We start from the raw sequence: 15,191 nt of genomic DNA on the forward strand, positions 1-15,191 counted from the left end.
GAAAATTGCTGGCAAATATGGCGCGCGTGCCGCTTTTGCGGCCGACAAAACTGGCCCCGAGGCGGGTTTTTTGCGAGGGTCGAGACAATCACATAGCCCAACGAGGCAGAGCAGGTAGACCGATGAGACATCTCGCAAGAGGCCTTGTGCTGTGCGCCCTGATGGCGGCCGTGGGGCCGGCCCGGGCCGAGCCGCCGGCCTTTCCCGATTTCGAGGCCCGCCGGGTCAAGCCGCCGAAGCCCGGCGCCAAGAAACGCATCCTGGTGCAGATCACCGCGCCGGCGCCGCGCAAGCCCGTGGCCCCCGCGCCCGATCCCGCCGCCCGCGATGACGGCGACGGCGCGGCCTATGGCTGGTTCTGGAACCGGGTCTCGACCAGATACGAGGCCAGGAACCCCGGCCGGTTGGAAGAGGCGCTGGCGGCGCTGGACGCCGCTCCCGCCGGCCAGGCGGTGCGCGCGCCGCGCCTGTCGGAGTTGCAGGCGATCGCCACGGCGCAGGGGATCGAGATCCTCAAGGCCACGGTCGGCACCCGGGTCTCGCCCGCCTTTGCGCTGGCGGTGATGTCGGTCGAGAGCGGCGGGCGGGTCGATGCGGTGTCTTCGGCCGGGGCGCAGGGGCTGATGCAGCTGATGCCGGCCACCGCCGCCCGGTTCGGAGTGAGCAATGCCTCGGTTGCGGCTGACAATATCCGGGGCGGGGTGAAATTCCTCGATTTCCTGGTCGAGAAGTTCGAGGGCGACCCGATCCTTGTCCTGGCCGGCTACAACGCGGGCGAGAATTCCATCGGCCAGCACGGTGGCGTGCCGCCATTTGCCGAAACCCGCGATTATATTCCCAAGGTGCTGGCGGCCTGGAAGGTGGCGCAGGGCCTGTGCAAGACCCCGCCGATGTTCATCTCTGACGGCTGCGTCTTTGTCACGATGAACTGAGCCGCCTCAATATGGCATGGACGCCCCTCTGGGGCGGCCTGCTCAGCCCCTGCGGGGCCGGATGGGGGCTCAGCCGCCGGCCTGCGGCCTCCCCGCGGTATTTTCGAACAGAAGAGGGATCGGGGCAGCGCGGGGCTGCCCCGGTCGGGTGTCAGACGACGGTCGCCTCGGTGGCGGCGCGGATCTCGTCTTCGGTCACGCCGTCGGCGCATTCGACGATCTTCAGCCCGCCTTCGACCACGTCGAGCACGCCGAGATTGGTGATGATCCGGTCGACCACGCCGGTGCCGGTCAGCGGCAGGGTGCATTGCTTGAGCAACTTGCTGTCGCCGTGCTTGTTCTGGTGGTCCATCACCACCACCACGCGGCCGACGCCGGCCACCAGATCCATCGCGCCGCCCATGCCCTTGACCAACTTGCCGGGGATCATCCAGTTTGCCAGATCACCGTTCTCGGCCACTTCCATCGCGCCGAGGATCGCCGCCGCGATCTTGCCGCCGCGGATCATGCCGAAGCTGGTTGCGCTGTCGAAATAGGAGGTGCGCGCCAGTTCGGTGATGGTCTGCTTGCCGGCGTTGATCAGGTCCGGATCCTCTTCACCTTCGATCGGGAAGGGGCCCATGCCGAGCATGCCGTTTTCCGATTGCAGGGTGATGTCCTTGTCGCCGACGTAGTTCGCCACCAGCGTCGGAATGCCGATGCCGAGGTTGACATACATGCCGTCTTCGAGTTCCTGCGCGGCCCGTTCGGCCATCTGATTGCGGTCCCAGGGCATCAGGCTTCCTCCCGCTTGCGCACGGTGCGCTGTTCGATGCGCTTCTCGTGCTGGCCTTGAATGATCCGGTGCACGTAGATGCCCGGAAGATGGATGTGATCGGGGTCGAGCGTGCCGCGTTCGACGATCTCTTCGACCTCGACGATGCAGACCTTGCCGCACATCGCCGCCGGCGGATTGAAGTTGCGCGCGGTCTTGCGGAACACCAGGTTGCCGGTGTCATCGGCCTTCCAGGCCTTGACGATGCTGATGTCGGCGAAGATGCCCTCTTCGAGGATGTAATCCTCGCCGCGGAACTGCTTCACTTCCTTGCCTTCGGCAATCTGGGTGCCGACGCCGGTCTTGGTGTAGAAACCCGGAATGCCGGCGCCGCCGGCGCGCATGCGCTCGGCCAGGGTGCCTTGGGGATTGAATTCGAGCTCGAGCTCGCCCGAGAGATACTGGCGCATGAATTCGGCGTTTTCGCCCACATAGGACGACATCATCTTCCTGATCTGACGGGTTTCGAGCAGCTTGCCCAGGCCGAAACCATCGACGCCGGCATTGTTCGACGCCACGGTCAGATCCTTGACGCCGCTTTCGACCAGCGCATCGATCAGCAGCTCGGGAATGCCGCAGAGACCGAAGCCCCCGGCGGCAATCAGCATGCCATCGTGCAACAGGCCATCCAGCGCCTCCGACGCCGAGCCATAGACCTTCTTCATCGAAAATCTCCCATGAAAGTGATGATTGGGCAGTTTGTGGGCGTTGGACGACGGAGAGTCAAATGGATTGCCGCAGTGCAGAGAGCGTTAGCGTTAGCAGCGGAACGCCCTATCATTCATCCAAAAGGTTGACTGAGGGGTTGCGAATCTATTATTCAACCGTATGGCTAAACGACCCGAGACTCACGATCTGAACGCAATTCTCAAAGCCGCCAGCGATCCCACGCGGCGGGATATCCTGACGCTTCTGGCGCAGGAGGGACCGCTGAAGGTGGGGGATATACACGCGCGGTTCGACATCAGCCTCAATGCCGTTTCCAAGCATATCAAGGTGTTGGAACGGGCCGGGCTGGTGCGGCGGCGCTGCGAATGGCGCGAGCATCTGATTGACGTCCAACTGGTGCCGCTGACGGAGGTCGATCGCTGGTTCCGCGACTTGCGGTCGATCTGGGAAATTCGGCTGGACGCCCTGGACCGGGTGATAACGGAAGGAAAGAGAGATGACCGAACTGACGATGCAAGTTGAACGCTCGATTGCCGCCCCGCGCGAGGCGGTGTTCCGGGCCTGGCTCGATCCCGAGATGCTGCGCCGCTTCATGCTGCCGGGGCAGGACATGACGGTGCCGCGCGCCGATGTCGATGCCCGCGAGGGCGGCCGCTTCGAGATCGTGATGCGGGCGGGGGACAAGGACATGCCCCATGCCGGCACCTACCGCGAGATCTCGCCGCATGAGCGGATCGTCTTTACCTGGGAAAGCCCCTATTCCACCGAGACCGACAGCGAGGTGACGCTGGAATTTGCGCCCGAAGGCGACGGCACGCGGGTGACGCTGACCCATGTGCGGTTTCCCGATGCCGAGATGCGCGACAATCACAAGGCCGGCTGGAGCGCGATCCTGGCGGCGCTCGATACGGCGCTGGCCTGAGCGCCGGGCTGGCGGGACGGGCGGGGGCCGTCTGGCCCCGGCCCGCATCCTGCCTCAGATCAGGCGGACCTGGGTGCCGATCCGGGTGATCTCGAAAAGCTCGGCGACCTTTTCGTTGTAGAGCCCGATGCAGCCATCCGAAGACCGGCGGCCGATCTTTCGGGTGTCATGGGTGCCATGGATCAGATAGGCTGGCCAGTCGAAATAGAGCGCATGGCTGCCCAGCGGATTGTCGGGCGCGCCGCCGGCCACCGGCCGCCAATCGGGAAAGCGCTCCATCTGGCTGGGGGTCGGCGTCCAGGAGGGGCCGACCTTCTTGCGCACGATCTTGGTATAGCCGCGCTTGGTCAGCTCGTCGGTCTTGGGCACCGAGGTCGGATAGACCCGGTAGTCGCTGCCATCGCCGGCCCAGAAATGCAGGGCGCGCGAGAGGGTGTCGCAGACAATGGCGCCCTGGCCCAGCTCGCTGAAATGGTCGCGCCAGTCCTGTTGGGCAAAGCCCGAGACATTGTGTCGGACCGGCTCGGCGGCCCGCGCCACGGCGGGCAGAAGCAGCGTCGCGCCGGAGACGGCCAACAGGCGGCGGCGGCTGAAACTCTTGTGCATGTCAGGACCCTTTGATTGTCGTTCCGTGCAGCGTGACATGAACCCGAAAGCGCCGGACATGGCCACTCACGTATTCGCGAGCGTGAATGTGAGTGCGGAAAGGGCACATCGCGGGGGGTGGAGAGCCGCGCGCGTCCCCGCGCCCCGGACTTGATCCGGGGCCGCTCGCGTTTTGTGCGCGAGGGTTTTTGCGGTGTCGAGGTCCCGGCGCGGGGGCCGGGACGGGTTGGGGGGTGCGGAGGGGCTTGCGCGTCCTCGCGCCCTGGACTTGACCCGGGGCCACTTGCGTTTTGTGCGTGAGGGTTTTCGCGGCGGCGGGGTCCCGGCGCGGGGGCCGGGACGGGTGGGGTGTGCGGACGGTCTCGCGCGTCCCCGCACCCCGGACTTGATCCGGGGCCTCTTGCGTTTTGTGCGTGAGGGTTTTTGCGGCGGCGGGGTCCCGGCGCGGGGGCCGGGACGGGTGGTGTGTGTGGAGAGGCTTGCGCGTCCTCGCGCCCCGGGCTCGACCCGGGGCCTCGGGCCGCCCTGCGCCGTTCTGGGCCTGCGTAAGCGGGCGTTATTCTTCCTTGGCGGCGGCCTTTTTCGGCGCGGTTTTCTTGGCGGGCGCCTTTTTTGCCGCGGGCTTCTTGGCGGCTTTCTTCGCCGGGGCCTTCTTCTTGCTCTTGCCGGCCTTTTCCTCGATCAGCTTGACCGCCATCTCCATGGTCACGTCCTTGGGCTCGGTGTCCTTGGGCAGGGTCGCATTGACCTTTTCCCATTTCACATACGGCCCGTAACGCCCCTCCATCACGTTGACCGGACCGCCGTCGGGGTGATCGCCCAGCTCTTTCAGCGGCTTGACGGCGGTGCGCCCGCGGCCGCGACCGGGGTTGGCGCGCTTGTGCTCGAGCAGTTCCACGGCGTGGTTCATGCCGATCTCGAAGACCTCGATCGGGTCTTTCAGATTGACGTAGACCGGTTTTTCCTCGTCCGGCTTCTGATGCATGACATAGGGCCCGAAACGGCCGAAGTTCGACTTGATCATGCCACCTTCGGAATGTTCGCCGATCTCGCGCGGCAGGCTGAGCAGGGTCACGGCCTTCTCCAGCGTCAGGTCATCGGGCCCCCAGCCGGGCACATATTGGCCTTTCTGCTTGGGCAGCGAGGCGCGCGGCGGCTTCTTGTTCTCGGGCGTCGGTTCGCCGCGCTGCACATAGGGGCCGAAGCGGCCGGCTTTCAGCCAGATCTCGTCGCCCTGATCCTCGCCCAGCAGCTTTTCCTCGCCATCCGCGCCTTCGCCGGCAATCGGCCGTGTGTAGGTGCATTCGGGATAATTGCCGCAGCCGACAAAACCGCCGGTCTGCGAGGTCTTGAGGTGCAACTGACCGGTGCCGCATTTCGGACAAATCCGCGGATCGGTGCCATCCTCGCGCGGCGGGTAGAGCTGATCGGAAAGCGCCTCGTCGAGCACGTCGAGCACCTGGGCGATGCGCAGATCGGAGGTTTCGGCAATCGCGGCCGAGAAATCCTGCCAGAAGCGCTTGAGCAGTTCCTTGTAGTCGCCTTCGCCGGCCGAAACCTTGTCGAGATCCTCCTCGAGGTCGGCGGTGAATTCATACCCCACGTATTTGCGGAAGAAATTCAGCAGGAAGATGGTGACGATCCGGCCCTTGTCCTCGGGGATCAGCCGGTTCTTCTCCTTGAGCACATAGCCGCGCTCCTGGATCGTGGTGACGATGCTGGCATAGGTCGAGGGCCGGCCGATGCCGAGCTCTTCCATCTTTTTCACCAGCGTGGCCTCGGTATAACGCGGCGGCGGCTGGGTGTGGTGCTGCAAGGCCAGAACGGCGGTGTTTTCGCTGAGCAGCGCCTTGCCGTTGCGCTGGATGCCCGAGGTCTCGACCACCGCGGGGGCGCTGTCGCCGGCCTTGGTGTAGTCGCCCTCCAGCCCGGATTTGGCGAACTTTGCCGGTTCGCCCTCCATAATCTGCGGCAGGATACGGTCGTCATCGCTCTCGGCCACGTCGTCGCGGCCTTCTTCGTAGACCTTGAGAAAGCCTTCGAAGGCGATGCGCTGGCCATTGGCGCGCAGCCCGACCTGGCCGTCCTGGCTGGCGATTTCCACCACCGTGCGCTCGAGCCGGGCGCTTTCCATCTGGCAGGCCATGGTCCGCTTCCAGATCAGGTCATAGAGCCTGGCCTGGTCGCTCTCGCGCAGTTTCAGCGCCTCCATGTCCTTGCTCATGTCGGTCGGCCGGATACATTCATGCGCTTCCTGCGCGTTCTTGGCCTTGTTCTTGTAGATCCGCGCCTTGTCGGGCACGAACTCGGCGCCGTAGCGATCCTTGATCGCCGCGCGGGTGGCGTCGACCGCCTCGGGCGCCATGTCGATGCCATCGGTCCGCATATAGGTGATATGGCCGGCCTCGTAGAGCCGCTGCGCCGCGTTCATCGCCTGCCGCGCGCCCATGCCGAACTTGCGGCTGGCCTCCTGTTGCAGGGTCGAGGTCATGAAGGGCGGCGAGGGGTTGCGGGTGGCCGGCTTGGCCTCGACCGATTTCACGAAGAGATCACGCGAGGTGACAGCCTGCACCGCGAGCTCGGCGGCGGTCTCGTTTTCCAGGTCGTATTTGTCGAGCTTCTTGCCGGCATGCACCGTCAGCCGGGCCTCGTAGTCCTGGCCGCGCGGCGTGGTGAGCAGCGCCTTGACCGACCAGTATTCGCGCGGCCGGAACGCCTCGATCTCCATCTCGCGCTCGACGATCAGCCGCAGGCAGACCGATTGCACCCGGCCGGCGCTGCGCGCGCCGGGCAGCTTGCGCCAGAGCACCGGGCTCAGGTTGAAGCCGACGAGGTAGTCCAGCGCCCGGCGGGCGAGGTAGGCCTCGACCAGCGGCGCATCGACCTGGCGGGGATTCTGCATCGCCTCGGTGACGGCGGTCTTGGTGATCGCGTTGAACACCACGCGGCTGACCGGCGTGTCCTTCTTGATCGCCCGGCGCTTGCGCAGCGCCTCTTCCAGATGCCAGGAAATCGCCTCGCCCTCGCGGTCGGGGTCGGTGGCGAGGATCAGCGCATTGTCGTCCTTGAGCGCGTCGGCGATCGCCTTGACGTGCTTGCGGCTGTCGGCGCCGATCTCCCATTTCATCTCGAAATCCGCCTCGGGATCGACCGATCCGTTCTTGGCGGGCAGGTCACGCACATGGCCATAAGACGCCAGAACGGTGTAATCCGAGCCGAGATATTTGTTGATTGTCTTGGCCTTGGCCGGAGATTCGACAACAACAACTGGCATGAAATTTCCTTTCGACTCAAACCGCCTGCTCTGGCGGCGGAACATGTGGGTGGAGTGGTGCAAAAGTCAATGCAGGCAAATCAGAGTTGTGAAACGCCCGCGCCTGCCGCTAGTCTGCGGTATCCGGGGAGAGAGGTCATGCCGCGCCATCTGACATGTTGCGCCGTTCTGGTTCTGGGTTGCGGCCTCGGGGCCGGGGCGGCCCCGGCCCAGGAATGGTCCGAGCCGGCCCGCGGCAGCGCCACCCGCAGCGCCCTGATGGACGCGCTGCGGCCGCATGCCGAATGGGAGCTGGGCGCGCCGGTGGAATTTGTCGTCGGCGAGCTGCGCGTGGCGGGAGATCTGGCCTTTGCCGCGTTGGCCGCTCAGCGCGCCGGCGGCGCGGCGATCGATCTGCGGGACACACCGGGCTTTCTGCGCGGCACGCTCGATCCGGGGATGATGGATGGCACCAACATTCAGGTGCTCTATCGCAAGAGTGGCGCGACCTGGGTGGCGGTGCATCACGCCATCGGCGCCACGGATGTCTGGTTCGCCTGGGATCCGCTCTGCGAGGAATACCGGCCGGTGATTTCGGATTATTGTTTCTGACGGGCCGGGCCCGGGGATTTGCGTGCCCGGCCGGGGGCGGCGCGGCCGGCCGGGAGGCCCCGGATCAGGTCCGGGGCGGGGGGCTGCGGGGGGCAGCGCTTGCGTCTCAGGAGGCCAGCGAGATCAGGCCGCCGGGATGCCGCTTGATCCGGCCGCTGAGCTCCAGATCGGTCAATTGTGCCGCCACTTCGCGCGAGCGGCCGTCGAGGTCGCGGATCAGCTGATCCTCGGCCAGCGGCGAGGGGCCGAGCCGCGCCAGGATCTCGCCATGCAGCGCCGCGGTGTCGCGCAGGCTGCGTTTCTGCGGCGCGGCCTCGGGCACCAGCGGCAGCTCCGGTTGCGGCGCGGCGGCGGCGCAGATCGGGCCCAGCGCCTCGATCACGTCGCCGGCGTTGCGCACCAGGCGGGCGCCATCGCGGATCAGCAGATTGCAGCCGCTGGCGCGCGCGTCGAACGGATGGCCGGGCACCGCAAGCACGTCGCGGCCCTGGTCGAGCGCATTGCGCGCGGTGATCAGGCTGCCGGATTTCGCCGCCGCCTCGACGATCACCACGCCACGCGACAGGCCCGAAATGATCCGGTTGCGCTGGGGAAAGTGGCGGGCCTGCGGCGCCAGTCCCGGCCGCTGTTCCGAGAGCACCAGCCCGCGGGCCAGGATATCCTCGGCCAGCTTGGTGTTTTCCGACGGGTAGATCACGTCGACGCCGCCGCCAAAGACCGCAATGGTTCCACTGTCGAGCGCGGCGAGATGGGCGGCGGTGTCGACGCCGCGGGCCAGGCCCGAGACCACGACAAATCCGGCCTCTCCCAGCTCGGCCGCCAGCGCCCGGGCCATCCGCGTGCCCAGCGACGAGGCATTGCGTGCGCCGACCAGGGCGATCAGCGGTTTGTCCAGAAGGTCGATCCGGCCGCGGGCCCAGAGAAACGGTGGCGCATCGGCCAGTTGCGCCAGCGCGGCGGGGTATTCCGCCTCGCCCCGGCAGATCAGCCGGGCGCCAACGGCCTTGCCGCGCCGGTATTCACCTTCGGCATCGGCTGTCGAACAGGGGGTGTATCTGTCGATCCCGGCGGCCCGCGCCACATCGGGCAGCGCGGCAAGCGCGGCTTCGGCCGTGCCATGTTCGGCCATCAGCCGGTAAAAGGTCGAGACACCGACACGATGAGAGCGCAAGAGGCGGAGCCAGCCCAGCCGGTCATCTTCCGAGGTGGGTGGGAGTAGGGGGTGAGAGGAAGAAGAAACTGTGTCGGCCATCCTGATCCCGCCTGCTTGCAGAATCATGTCTACAATGTGGCTGGTTAACGGACGGTAAACCGTAATCGCTTGACCGGGAGGGGAGGCCTCTTCGTCCCGGCGCCCCGGATCGGAGGTCTGCGGCCCGCCGGCAACATGCCGGCAGGCCGCCCCGTGTCACGTTGGCCGGCTCAGGCGGCCGCGCCGCCGACGGTCAGCCCGCCGATGCGCACCGTCGGCTGGCCGACGCCCACCGGCACCCATTGCCCGGCCTTGCCGCAATTGCCCATGCCGGGATCGAGCGCCATGTCGTTGCCCAGCGCCTGAATGCGCATCAGCGCCGAAGGCCCGTCGCCGATCAGCGTCGCGCCCTTGACCGGCGCGCCGACCTTGCCGTTCCTCACCCGATAGGCCTCGGTGCACGAAAACACGAACTTGCCGTTGGTGATGTCGACCTGGCCGCCGCCGAAGCCCACCGCCCAGATGCCATCCTCCAGGCCCGCCACGATCTCTGACGGATCGGTGTCGCCGCCCAGCATGTAGGTGTTGGTCATCCGCGGCATGGGAATGTGCTGAAAGCTCTCGCGCCGGCCGTTGCCGGTGGGCTCGACCCCCATCAAACGCGCGTTCTGACGGTCCTGCATGAAACCGGTCAGGATGCCGTCCTCGATCAGCACGTTGCGCCCCGAGGGCGTGCCCTCGTCATCGACCGAGAGCGAGCCGCGCCGGTCGGGCAGGGTGCCGTCATCCAGAACGGTCACGCCTTTCGCCGCGACCTGCCGGCCCATCAGCCCGGCAAAGGCCGAGCTGCCCTTGCGGTTGAAATCCCCCTCCAGCCCGTGGCCGATGGCCTCATGCAGGAGAATACCGGGCCAGCCGGGGCCAAGCACGATGTCCATTACGCCGGCCGGCGCCGGCTCGGCGTCGAGGTTGACCAGCGCGATGCGCAGCGCCTCGCGCGCCTTGGCCTGCCAGTCCGCGGGATCGAGCAGCCCGTCAAGGCCCAGCCGGCCGCCACCGCCGGCCACGCCGCTTTCGCGCCGGCCGTTCTGTTCGACGATCACCGAGACATTGACCCGCGTCATCGGCCGCACGTCGGTGACATGCAGCCCGTCAGGGCGCAGGATCTCGACCTCCTGATGCGAGGCCATGATCGTGGCCGAGACCTGCACCACCCGCGGATCGAGATCGCGCGCGAACGCATCGATCTCGCGCAGCGTCTCGATCTTGACCGGAAACTCCGCCCCGGCGATCGGGTCGGCATCGGTGTAGAGCCTGCGATTGGTGGGCTTGGGGCCGGGCGCCATGACGCCGCCGCCATCGCCCACCGCCAGCCGCGCGGTCTCGACCGCGCGTTTCAGCGCCGGTTCGGAGATCTCGGTGGCATGGGCATAGCCCGCCACCTCGCCCTTGACGGCGCGCAGGCCGAAGCCTTCGGAGGCGTCGTAACTGGCTGTTTTCACGCGGCCATCGTCGAAATGCAGCACTTCGGAGCGGCGCCGCTCCAGAAACAGCTCGCCATCCTCGGCGCCGTCCGTGGCCGCGCGCACAAGCGCCAGCGCCCGGTCCGGGTCGAGCGATGTCTGAAAGGGGCGAAACGCGGTCTCTGCCATGGGATATGCCTCGGGAAGTTTGATCCAAATCAAAAAAGCGGCCCTTTGACGCGGGCGTGGTGCTTTATCTCGTATCAAGAATATGATTTTAAACGCCTGCGTTACAATGGGCGGCGCGGCAATGGATTCGTATGCGCGAATTTCCCGCGCCCGCCCCCCGAACAGACGAACAGCATGAACCGACCAGGGTGTATATGATGCAACTTAAATCTCTGCTCACCGGCCTTGCGGCCTCGCTCGCCGCGGCGCCTGCCCTTGCGCAGGATCTCGAGATCGTGGGCAAGCCGGTCCCGAACGGGGTCGGCTTTCAGCCCGCGGCCACCGAATTGGCGCGCGATCTGCAATGGCTCGACGGCATGCTGCTGGTGGTCATCACCATCATTTGCATCTTCGTCGCCGGCCTGATGGTGTATTGCTTTGCGCGCTTCAACCGCAAGGCCAACCCGACGCCCAAGGCCTTTACCCACAACACCCCGATCGAGGTCGCCTGGACTGTGGGGCCGATCGCCATCCTGGTGCTGATCGGCTCGTTCTCGCTGCCGGTGCTGTTCAAGCAGCAGGAAATTCCCGAAGGCGACATCGTGATCAAGGCCACCGGCTATCAGTGGTACTGGGGGTATGAATATGTCGATCCCGGCGTCGAGGGTGTCGAGCCCAGCGTCATCGCGTTCGACAGCTTCATGCTGGGCCGCGAAGGTCTGGCGGATGCCGGCTATTCCGACGATCTCTACCTGCTGGCCACCGACACCGCCGTTGTCGTGCCGGTCGGCAAGACCGTGGTGATGCAGGTCACCGGCGCCGACGTGATCCACTCCTGGACCATCCCGGCCTTTGGCGTGAAGCAGGACGGCGTGCCCGGCCGGATCGCCGAGCTGTGGTTCGAGGCCGAGCGCGAAGGCGTCTACTTCGGCCAGTGCTCCGAACTCTGCGGCAAGGACCACGCCTACATGCCGATCACCGTCAAGGTGGTGAGCGAAGAGGCCTACGAAGAATGGCTCGCCGGCGCGGTCGAGGAATATGCCGGCCTGCCGCTGCCCTACGATCTGGCTTCGGCCAAGTAAGTGACCGGGCCGGGCAGCCGCCCGGCCTACCCATCCGCCGTAGGCCGGGCGTCCGCCCGGCGCCCCGGAGACCAAGATGACCGACGCCAGCCTTCATAGTGCCAGCCGCGACAGCGAAGCCCAGTTCGGGGATTATTTCGCCCTGCTGAAACCGCGGGTGATGACGCTTGTCGTGTTCACCGCCTTTGTCGGCCTGCTGGCCGCGCCGGTTCCGGTGCATCCCTTCATCGCCTTCTGCGCGGTGCTGTTCATTGCGGTCGGCGGCGGGGCCTCCGGCGCGCTCAACATGTGGTGGGACGCCGATATCGACGCGGTGATGAAACGCACCGCCGGCCGGCCGATTCCCGCCGGCAAGGTCGCGCCCGAAGAGGCGCTGGCGCTCGGCATTGGCCTGTCCGGTTTCGCCGTGCTGCTGCTCGGGCTGGCGACAAACTGGGTGGCGGCGGGGCTGCTGGCCTTCACCATCTTCTTCTACGTGGTGATCTACACCATGTGGCTCAAGCGCTGGACGCCGCAGAATATCGTCATCGGCGGCGCCGCCGGCGCCTTCCCCCCGATGATCGGCTGGGCCGCGGCCACTGGCGGCATCGCGGTGGAATCGGTGCTGATGTTCTGCCTGACCTTCATGTGGACACCGCCGCATTTCTGGGCGCTGGCGCTGTTCATGCGCGGCGACTATGACAACGCCGGCGTGCCGATGCTGACCGTGACCCACGGCCGCAAGGCGACACGGGCGCATATCCTCGTCTACACCCTGCTGCTGGCGGCGCTGGCCGTGGCCATCGCCTTTACCGGGGCGGGCGGGCCGGTCTACCTCGTGGTTGCGGTGGTGCTCAACGCGCTGTTCATCAAGGGCGCGCTCCGCATCTGGCGCCGCACCGAAGAGGATGCCGAGGCCGACAATTTCGCCGCCGAGCGCGGTTTCTTCAAGCTGTCGCTGCTCTATCTCTTTGCCCATTTCGGTGCGATCCTCGTCGAGGCCGGGCTGGACCGGGCCGGCGTGGCGCTGTCGCTTGGAGGCCTGCTGTGAACTTTCCCCCCGAACATGAGCTGCACCAGCGCCGCAAGGGCCGCAACCTTGGCGTCGGCCTGGTGCTGGCGGCGCTGATCGTGATCGTCTTTGGACTGACCTACGTCAAGGTCACCAGCCAGGGCTTCCGCGACTCCGCGACCAGTGAAGGAGCTGAATGATGGCATTGAGCGGACCCGCGAAAACCGTGGCCCAGACCGTATCGGTGGTTGTGCTGATGGGCGGGCTGGCCTGGGCCTCGGTGCCGTTTTACGACTGGTTCTGCCGGGTGACCGGCTTTGGCGGCGTGACCAATGTCTCCGAGACCGGCAGCGACGTGATCCTCGACAAGACCATCAAGATCCGCTTCGACGCCTCGCTCGAGCGTGAGATGTCGTGGGAGTTCAAGGCGCTGCAACCCGAGATGACAATCCGTCTCGGCGAGACCGGCCTGGCCTTCTACGAGGCCTACAACCCCACCGACCGGCCGATCGCCGGGCAGGCGAGCTACAATGTGGCGCCGTATGACGCCGGGGCCTTTTTCACCAAGATCGAATGTTTCTGCTTCACCGAACAGGTGCTGATGCCGGGCGAGCGGGTCGAGATGCCGGTGACCTTCTACGTCGATCCCGAGATTGTCGAAGACCGCGATGCGAAGTACACCAAGCATATCACGCTGTCCTATACCTTCTACGAAATCGACATGCCCGAGACTGCCGCGCTTGACGCGGCGACGGAAACAACACAAACGAATTGAGCCTTTTGCACGAGGGAAGACACGACAATGGCCCATGTAAAAAACCACGATTATCACATTCTGAACCCCTCGATCTGGCCGCTGCTCGGGTCGGTCTCGGGCTTCGTGATGCTGTTCGGCGCGGTGCTCTGGTTCCACGACAATGGTCCGTGGATGTTCCTGATCGGCTTTGTCGGCGTGCTGTATGTCATGTTCGGCTGGTGGTCCGAGGTGATCGCCGAGAGCCGCGTCGGAGACCACACGCCGGTGGTGCGGATCGGCCTGAAATACGGCTTCATCCTGTTCATCATGTCGGAAGTGATGTTCTTTGCCGCCTGGTTCTGGAGCTTCTTCAAGCACGCGCTCTATCCGATGGACCCGGGGGGCATGAGCCCGGCCGTCGATGGCGTCTGGCCGCCGGTGGGCATCGAGACCTTCGATCCCTTCCACCTGCCGCTGATCAACACGCTGATCCTGCTCTGCTCGGGCGCCGCTGCCACCTGGGCGCACCACGCGCTGGTGCACGAGAACAATCGCGAAGACATGAAATGGGGTCTGATCATCGCCATCGTCCTGGGTGTGATCTTCACCATCTTCCAGGCCTATGAATACAGCCACGCGGCCTTCGGCTTCTCCGGCAATATCTACGGCGCCAACTTCTTCATGGCGACCGGCTTCCACGGCGCGCATGTGATCATCGGCACGATCTTCCTCTTCGTCTGCCTGCTCAGGCTGCTGAAGGGGCATTTCACCCCCGAAAAGCACATCGGCTTCGAGGCCGCCGCCTGGTACTGGCACTTCGTCGATGTGGTCTGGCTCTTCCTCTTTGCCGCAGTCTACATCTGGGGCGGCTGAGCCGAGCCGGAATTGAATGTCTAGACGCCCGCCGCATCGGCGGGCGTTTTCCTTTCCAGGGGCTGGCCGTGACACACCCGGCCCGGAACAAGGCGAGGCCAGCGCCGGCCCGGCTCGCCGGCCGCCTTTGCGGTTGCATAACCTGCCGGAACCATGGAAAACACGGGGCGCGCCATTTCCGTGCGACACCGGGACGTCATGACACGCATTCTCTTTGCCCTGATCATCGGAGTGGCCGGCACCGCGCTGCTGGTCTGGCTGGGCACGTGGCAACTCCAGCGCCTCGCCTGGAAAGAAGACATCCTCGCCGCGATCGATGCCCGCATCGCCGCCGATCCGATCCCGCTGCCCGAGGTGCCCGACATTGCCGCCGATACCTATGCCCCGGTCGCCCTCAGCGGGCAGATCGGCAGCGCCGAGCTTTTTGTGCTGGTCTCGCAAAAACACAAGGGCGCCGGCTACCGCGTCATCGCCCCGTTCCTGACCAATACCGGCCGCCACATCCTGATTGATCGCGGCTTTATCCCGGTTGCCGCCCGCGACGCCGCCCGGCGCACCGGCCCGACCGAGATCACCGGCAATATCCACTGGCCCGACGACCGCACCTCCGCGACCCCCGAGAACGATCGGCAAGCCAACATCTGGTATGCCCGCGACGTCGGCGACATGGCCAAGGCCCTGAAGACCGAGCCGCTGCTTGTCATCCTGCGCAGCGAGACGCCCCCGGCGCCGGGGATCGCGCCGTTGCCGGTCGACAGCTCGGCCATCCCGAACGATCACCTGCAATATGCCGTCACATGGTTCTCCCTCGCCGCGATCTGGCTCGGGATGACCGGCTATTACATCTTCCGCGCACGCCAGACCAAGGACGCTTGAGC

The 15,191-nt window shown here is 65.9% G+C and carries 16 protein-coding genes; 10 read left to right on the forward strand and 6 right to left on the reverse strand.

What is annotated here, in order from left to right; all coding sequences use genetic code 11:
* Positions 1–122: 122 nt before the first annotated feature.
* Complete coding sequence (locus PVW49_RS06220) at positions 123–932, forward strand: lytic transglycosylase domain-containing protein (RefSeq protein ID WP_274565700.1); 810 nt, start codon at positions 123–125, stop codon at positions 930–932.
* Between the two features lie 151 nt (positions 933–1,083).
* Here PVW49_RS06220 and PVW49_RS06225 read toward each other — a convergent pair whose 3' ends face one another.
* Positions 1,084–1,707, reverse strand: coding sequence for a 3-oxoacid CoA-transferase subunit B (locus PVW49_RS06225; RefSeq protein WP_048529732.1), 624 nt, complete (start codon positions 1,705–1,707; stop codon positions 1,084–1,086).
* Positions 1,707–2,411, reverse strand: coding sequence for a CoA transferase subunit A (locus PVW49_RS06230; protein ID WP_048529735.1), 705 nt, complete (start codon positions 2,409–2,411; stop codon positions 1,707–1,709). The genes PVW49_RS06225 and PVW49_RS06230 overlap by 1 nt, the downstream gene beginning before the upstream one ends.
* A 163-nt stretch (positions 2,412–2,574) precedes the next feature.
* On the opposite strand from PVW49_RS06230, the gene PVW49_RS06235 reads away from it, so the two are divergent.
* Positions 2,575–2,937 (forward strand): ArsR/SmtB family transcription factor, encoded by a 363-nt coding sequence (locus PVW49_RS06235; protein WP_274590133.1) that lies wholly within the window; start codon positions 2,575–2,577, stop codon positions 2,935–2,937.
* Positions 2,912–3,337: an SRPBCC family protein gene (locus PVW49_RS06240; RefSeq protein ID WP_048529739.1), complete on the forward strand. Its 426-nt coding sequence runs from the start codon at positions 2,912–2,914 to the stop codon at positions 3,335–3,337. The genes PVW49_RS06235 and PVW49_RS06240 overlap by 26 nt, the downstream gene beginning before the upstream one ends.
* A 54-nt stretch (positions 3,338–3,391) precedes the next feature.
* On the opposite strand, the gene PVW49_RS06245 is transcribed toward PVW49_RS06240, so the two are convergent.
* Both PVW49_RS06245 and topA read right to left on the reverse strand, forming a co-directional pair.
* Positions 3,392–3,943, reverse strand: a complete 552-nt coding sequence (locus PVW49_RS06245) for a L,D-transpeptidase (RefSeq protein ID WP_074834288.1) — start codon at positions 3,941–3,943, stop codon at positions 3,392–3,394.
* A gap of 556 nt (positions 3,944–4,499) precedes the next feature.
* Positions 4,500–7,217: a type I DNA topoisomerase gene (gene topA / locus PVW49_RS06250; RefSeq protein WP_274590134.1), complete on the reverse strand. Its 2,718-nt coding sequence runs from the start codon at positions 7,215–7,217 to the stop codon at positions 4,500–4,502.
* Positions 7,218–7,355: 138 nt separating this feature from the next.
* Between topA and PVW49_RS06255 the strand changes: the two genes are divergently transcribed.
* Positions 7,356–7,808: a hypothetical protein gene (locus tag PVW49_RS06255; protein WP_274590135.1), complete on the forward strand. Its 453-nt coding sequence runs from the start codon at positions 7,356–7,358 to the stop codon at positions 7,806–7,808.
* Between the two features lie 106 nt (positions 7,809–7,914).
* On the opposite strand, the gene dprA is transcribed toward PVW49_RS06255, so the two are convergent.
* Both dprA and tldD read right to left on the reverse strand, forming a co-directional pair.
* Positions 7,915–9,060, reverse strand: coding sequence for a DNA-processing protein DprA (dprA, locus tag PVW49_RS06260; RefSeq protein WP_274590136.1), 1,146 nt, complete (start codon positions 9,058–9,060; stop codon positions 7,915–7,917).
* Between the two features lie 170 nt (positions 9,061–9,230).
* Complete coding sequence (gene tldD, locus PVW49_RS06265; RefSeq protein WP_274590137.1) at positions 9,231–10,652, reverse strand: metalloprotease TldD; 1,422 nt, start codon at positions 10,650–10,652, stop codon at positions 9,231–9,233.
* Between the two features lie 197 nt (positions 10,653–10,849).
* On the opposite strand from tldD, the gene coxB reads away from it, so the two are divergent.
* From coxB to PVW49_RS06295, 6 genes are all read left to right on the forward strand, one after another.
* Entirely contained in the window at positions 10,850–11,713 is an 864-nt protein-coding gene (gene coxB / locus PVW49_RS06270) for a cytochrome c oxidase subunit II (protein WP_048533666.1), read from the forward strand.
* Positions 11,714–11,789: 76 nt separating this feature from the next.
* Positions 11,790–12,743 carry a heme o synthase gene (gene cyoE, locus PVW49_RS06275; protein ID WP_074834293.1) on the forward strand — a complete coding sequence of 318 codons (954 nt, stop codon included), beginning with the start codon at positions 11,790–11,792 and terminating at the stop codon, positions 12,741–12,743.
* Positions 12,740–12,904 carry a cytochrome c oxidase assembly protein gene (locus tag PVW49_RS06280; RefSeq protein ID WP_048529747.1) on the forward strand — a complete coding sequence of 55 codons (165 nt, stop codon included), beginning with the start codon at positions 12,740–12,742 and terminating at the stop codon, positions 12,902–12,904. Before cyoE ends, PVW49_RS06280 begins: the two co-directional genes overlap by 4 nt.
* Entirely contained in the window at positions 12,904–13,479 is a 576-nt protein-coding gene (locus PVW49_RS06285) for a cytochrome c oxidase assembly protein (RefSeq protein WP_048529749.1), read from the forward strand. Before PVW49_RS06280 ends, PVW49_RS06285 begins: the two co-directional genes overlap by 1 nt.
* A 27-nt stretch (positions 13,480–13,506) precedes the next feature.
* On the forward strand, positions 13,507–14,313 hold the full coding sequence (locus PVW49_RS06290; protein WP_048529751.1) for a cytochrome c oxidase subunit 3: 807 nt from the start codon (positions 13,507–13,509) through the stop codon (positions 14,311–14,313).
* A 198-nt stretch (positions 14,314–14,511) separates the two neighbouring features.
* Positions 14,512–15,189 carry an SURF1 family protein gene (locus PVW49_RS06295; RefSeq protein WP_048529752.1) on the forward strand — a complete coding sequence of 226 codons (678 nt, stop codon included), beginning with the start codon at positions 14,512–14,514 and terminating at the stop codon, positions 15,187–15,189.
* The last annotated feature ends 2 nt before the right edge of the window (positions 15,190–15,191 follow it).

The sequence above is a fragment of the Marinovum sp. PR37 genome (assembly GCF_028807375.1).
In the GTDB taxonomy this organism is placed as follows: Bacteria; Pseudomonadota; Alphaproteobacteria; order Rhodobacterales; family Rhodobacteraceae; genus Marinovum; species Marinovum algicola.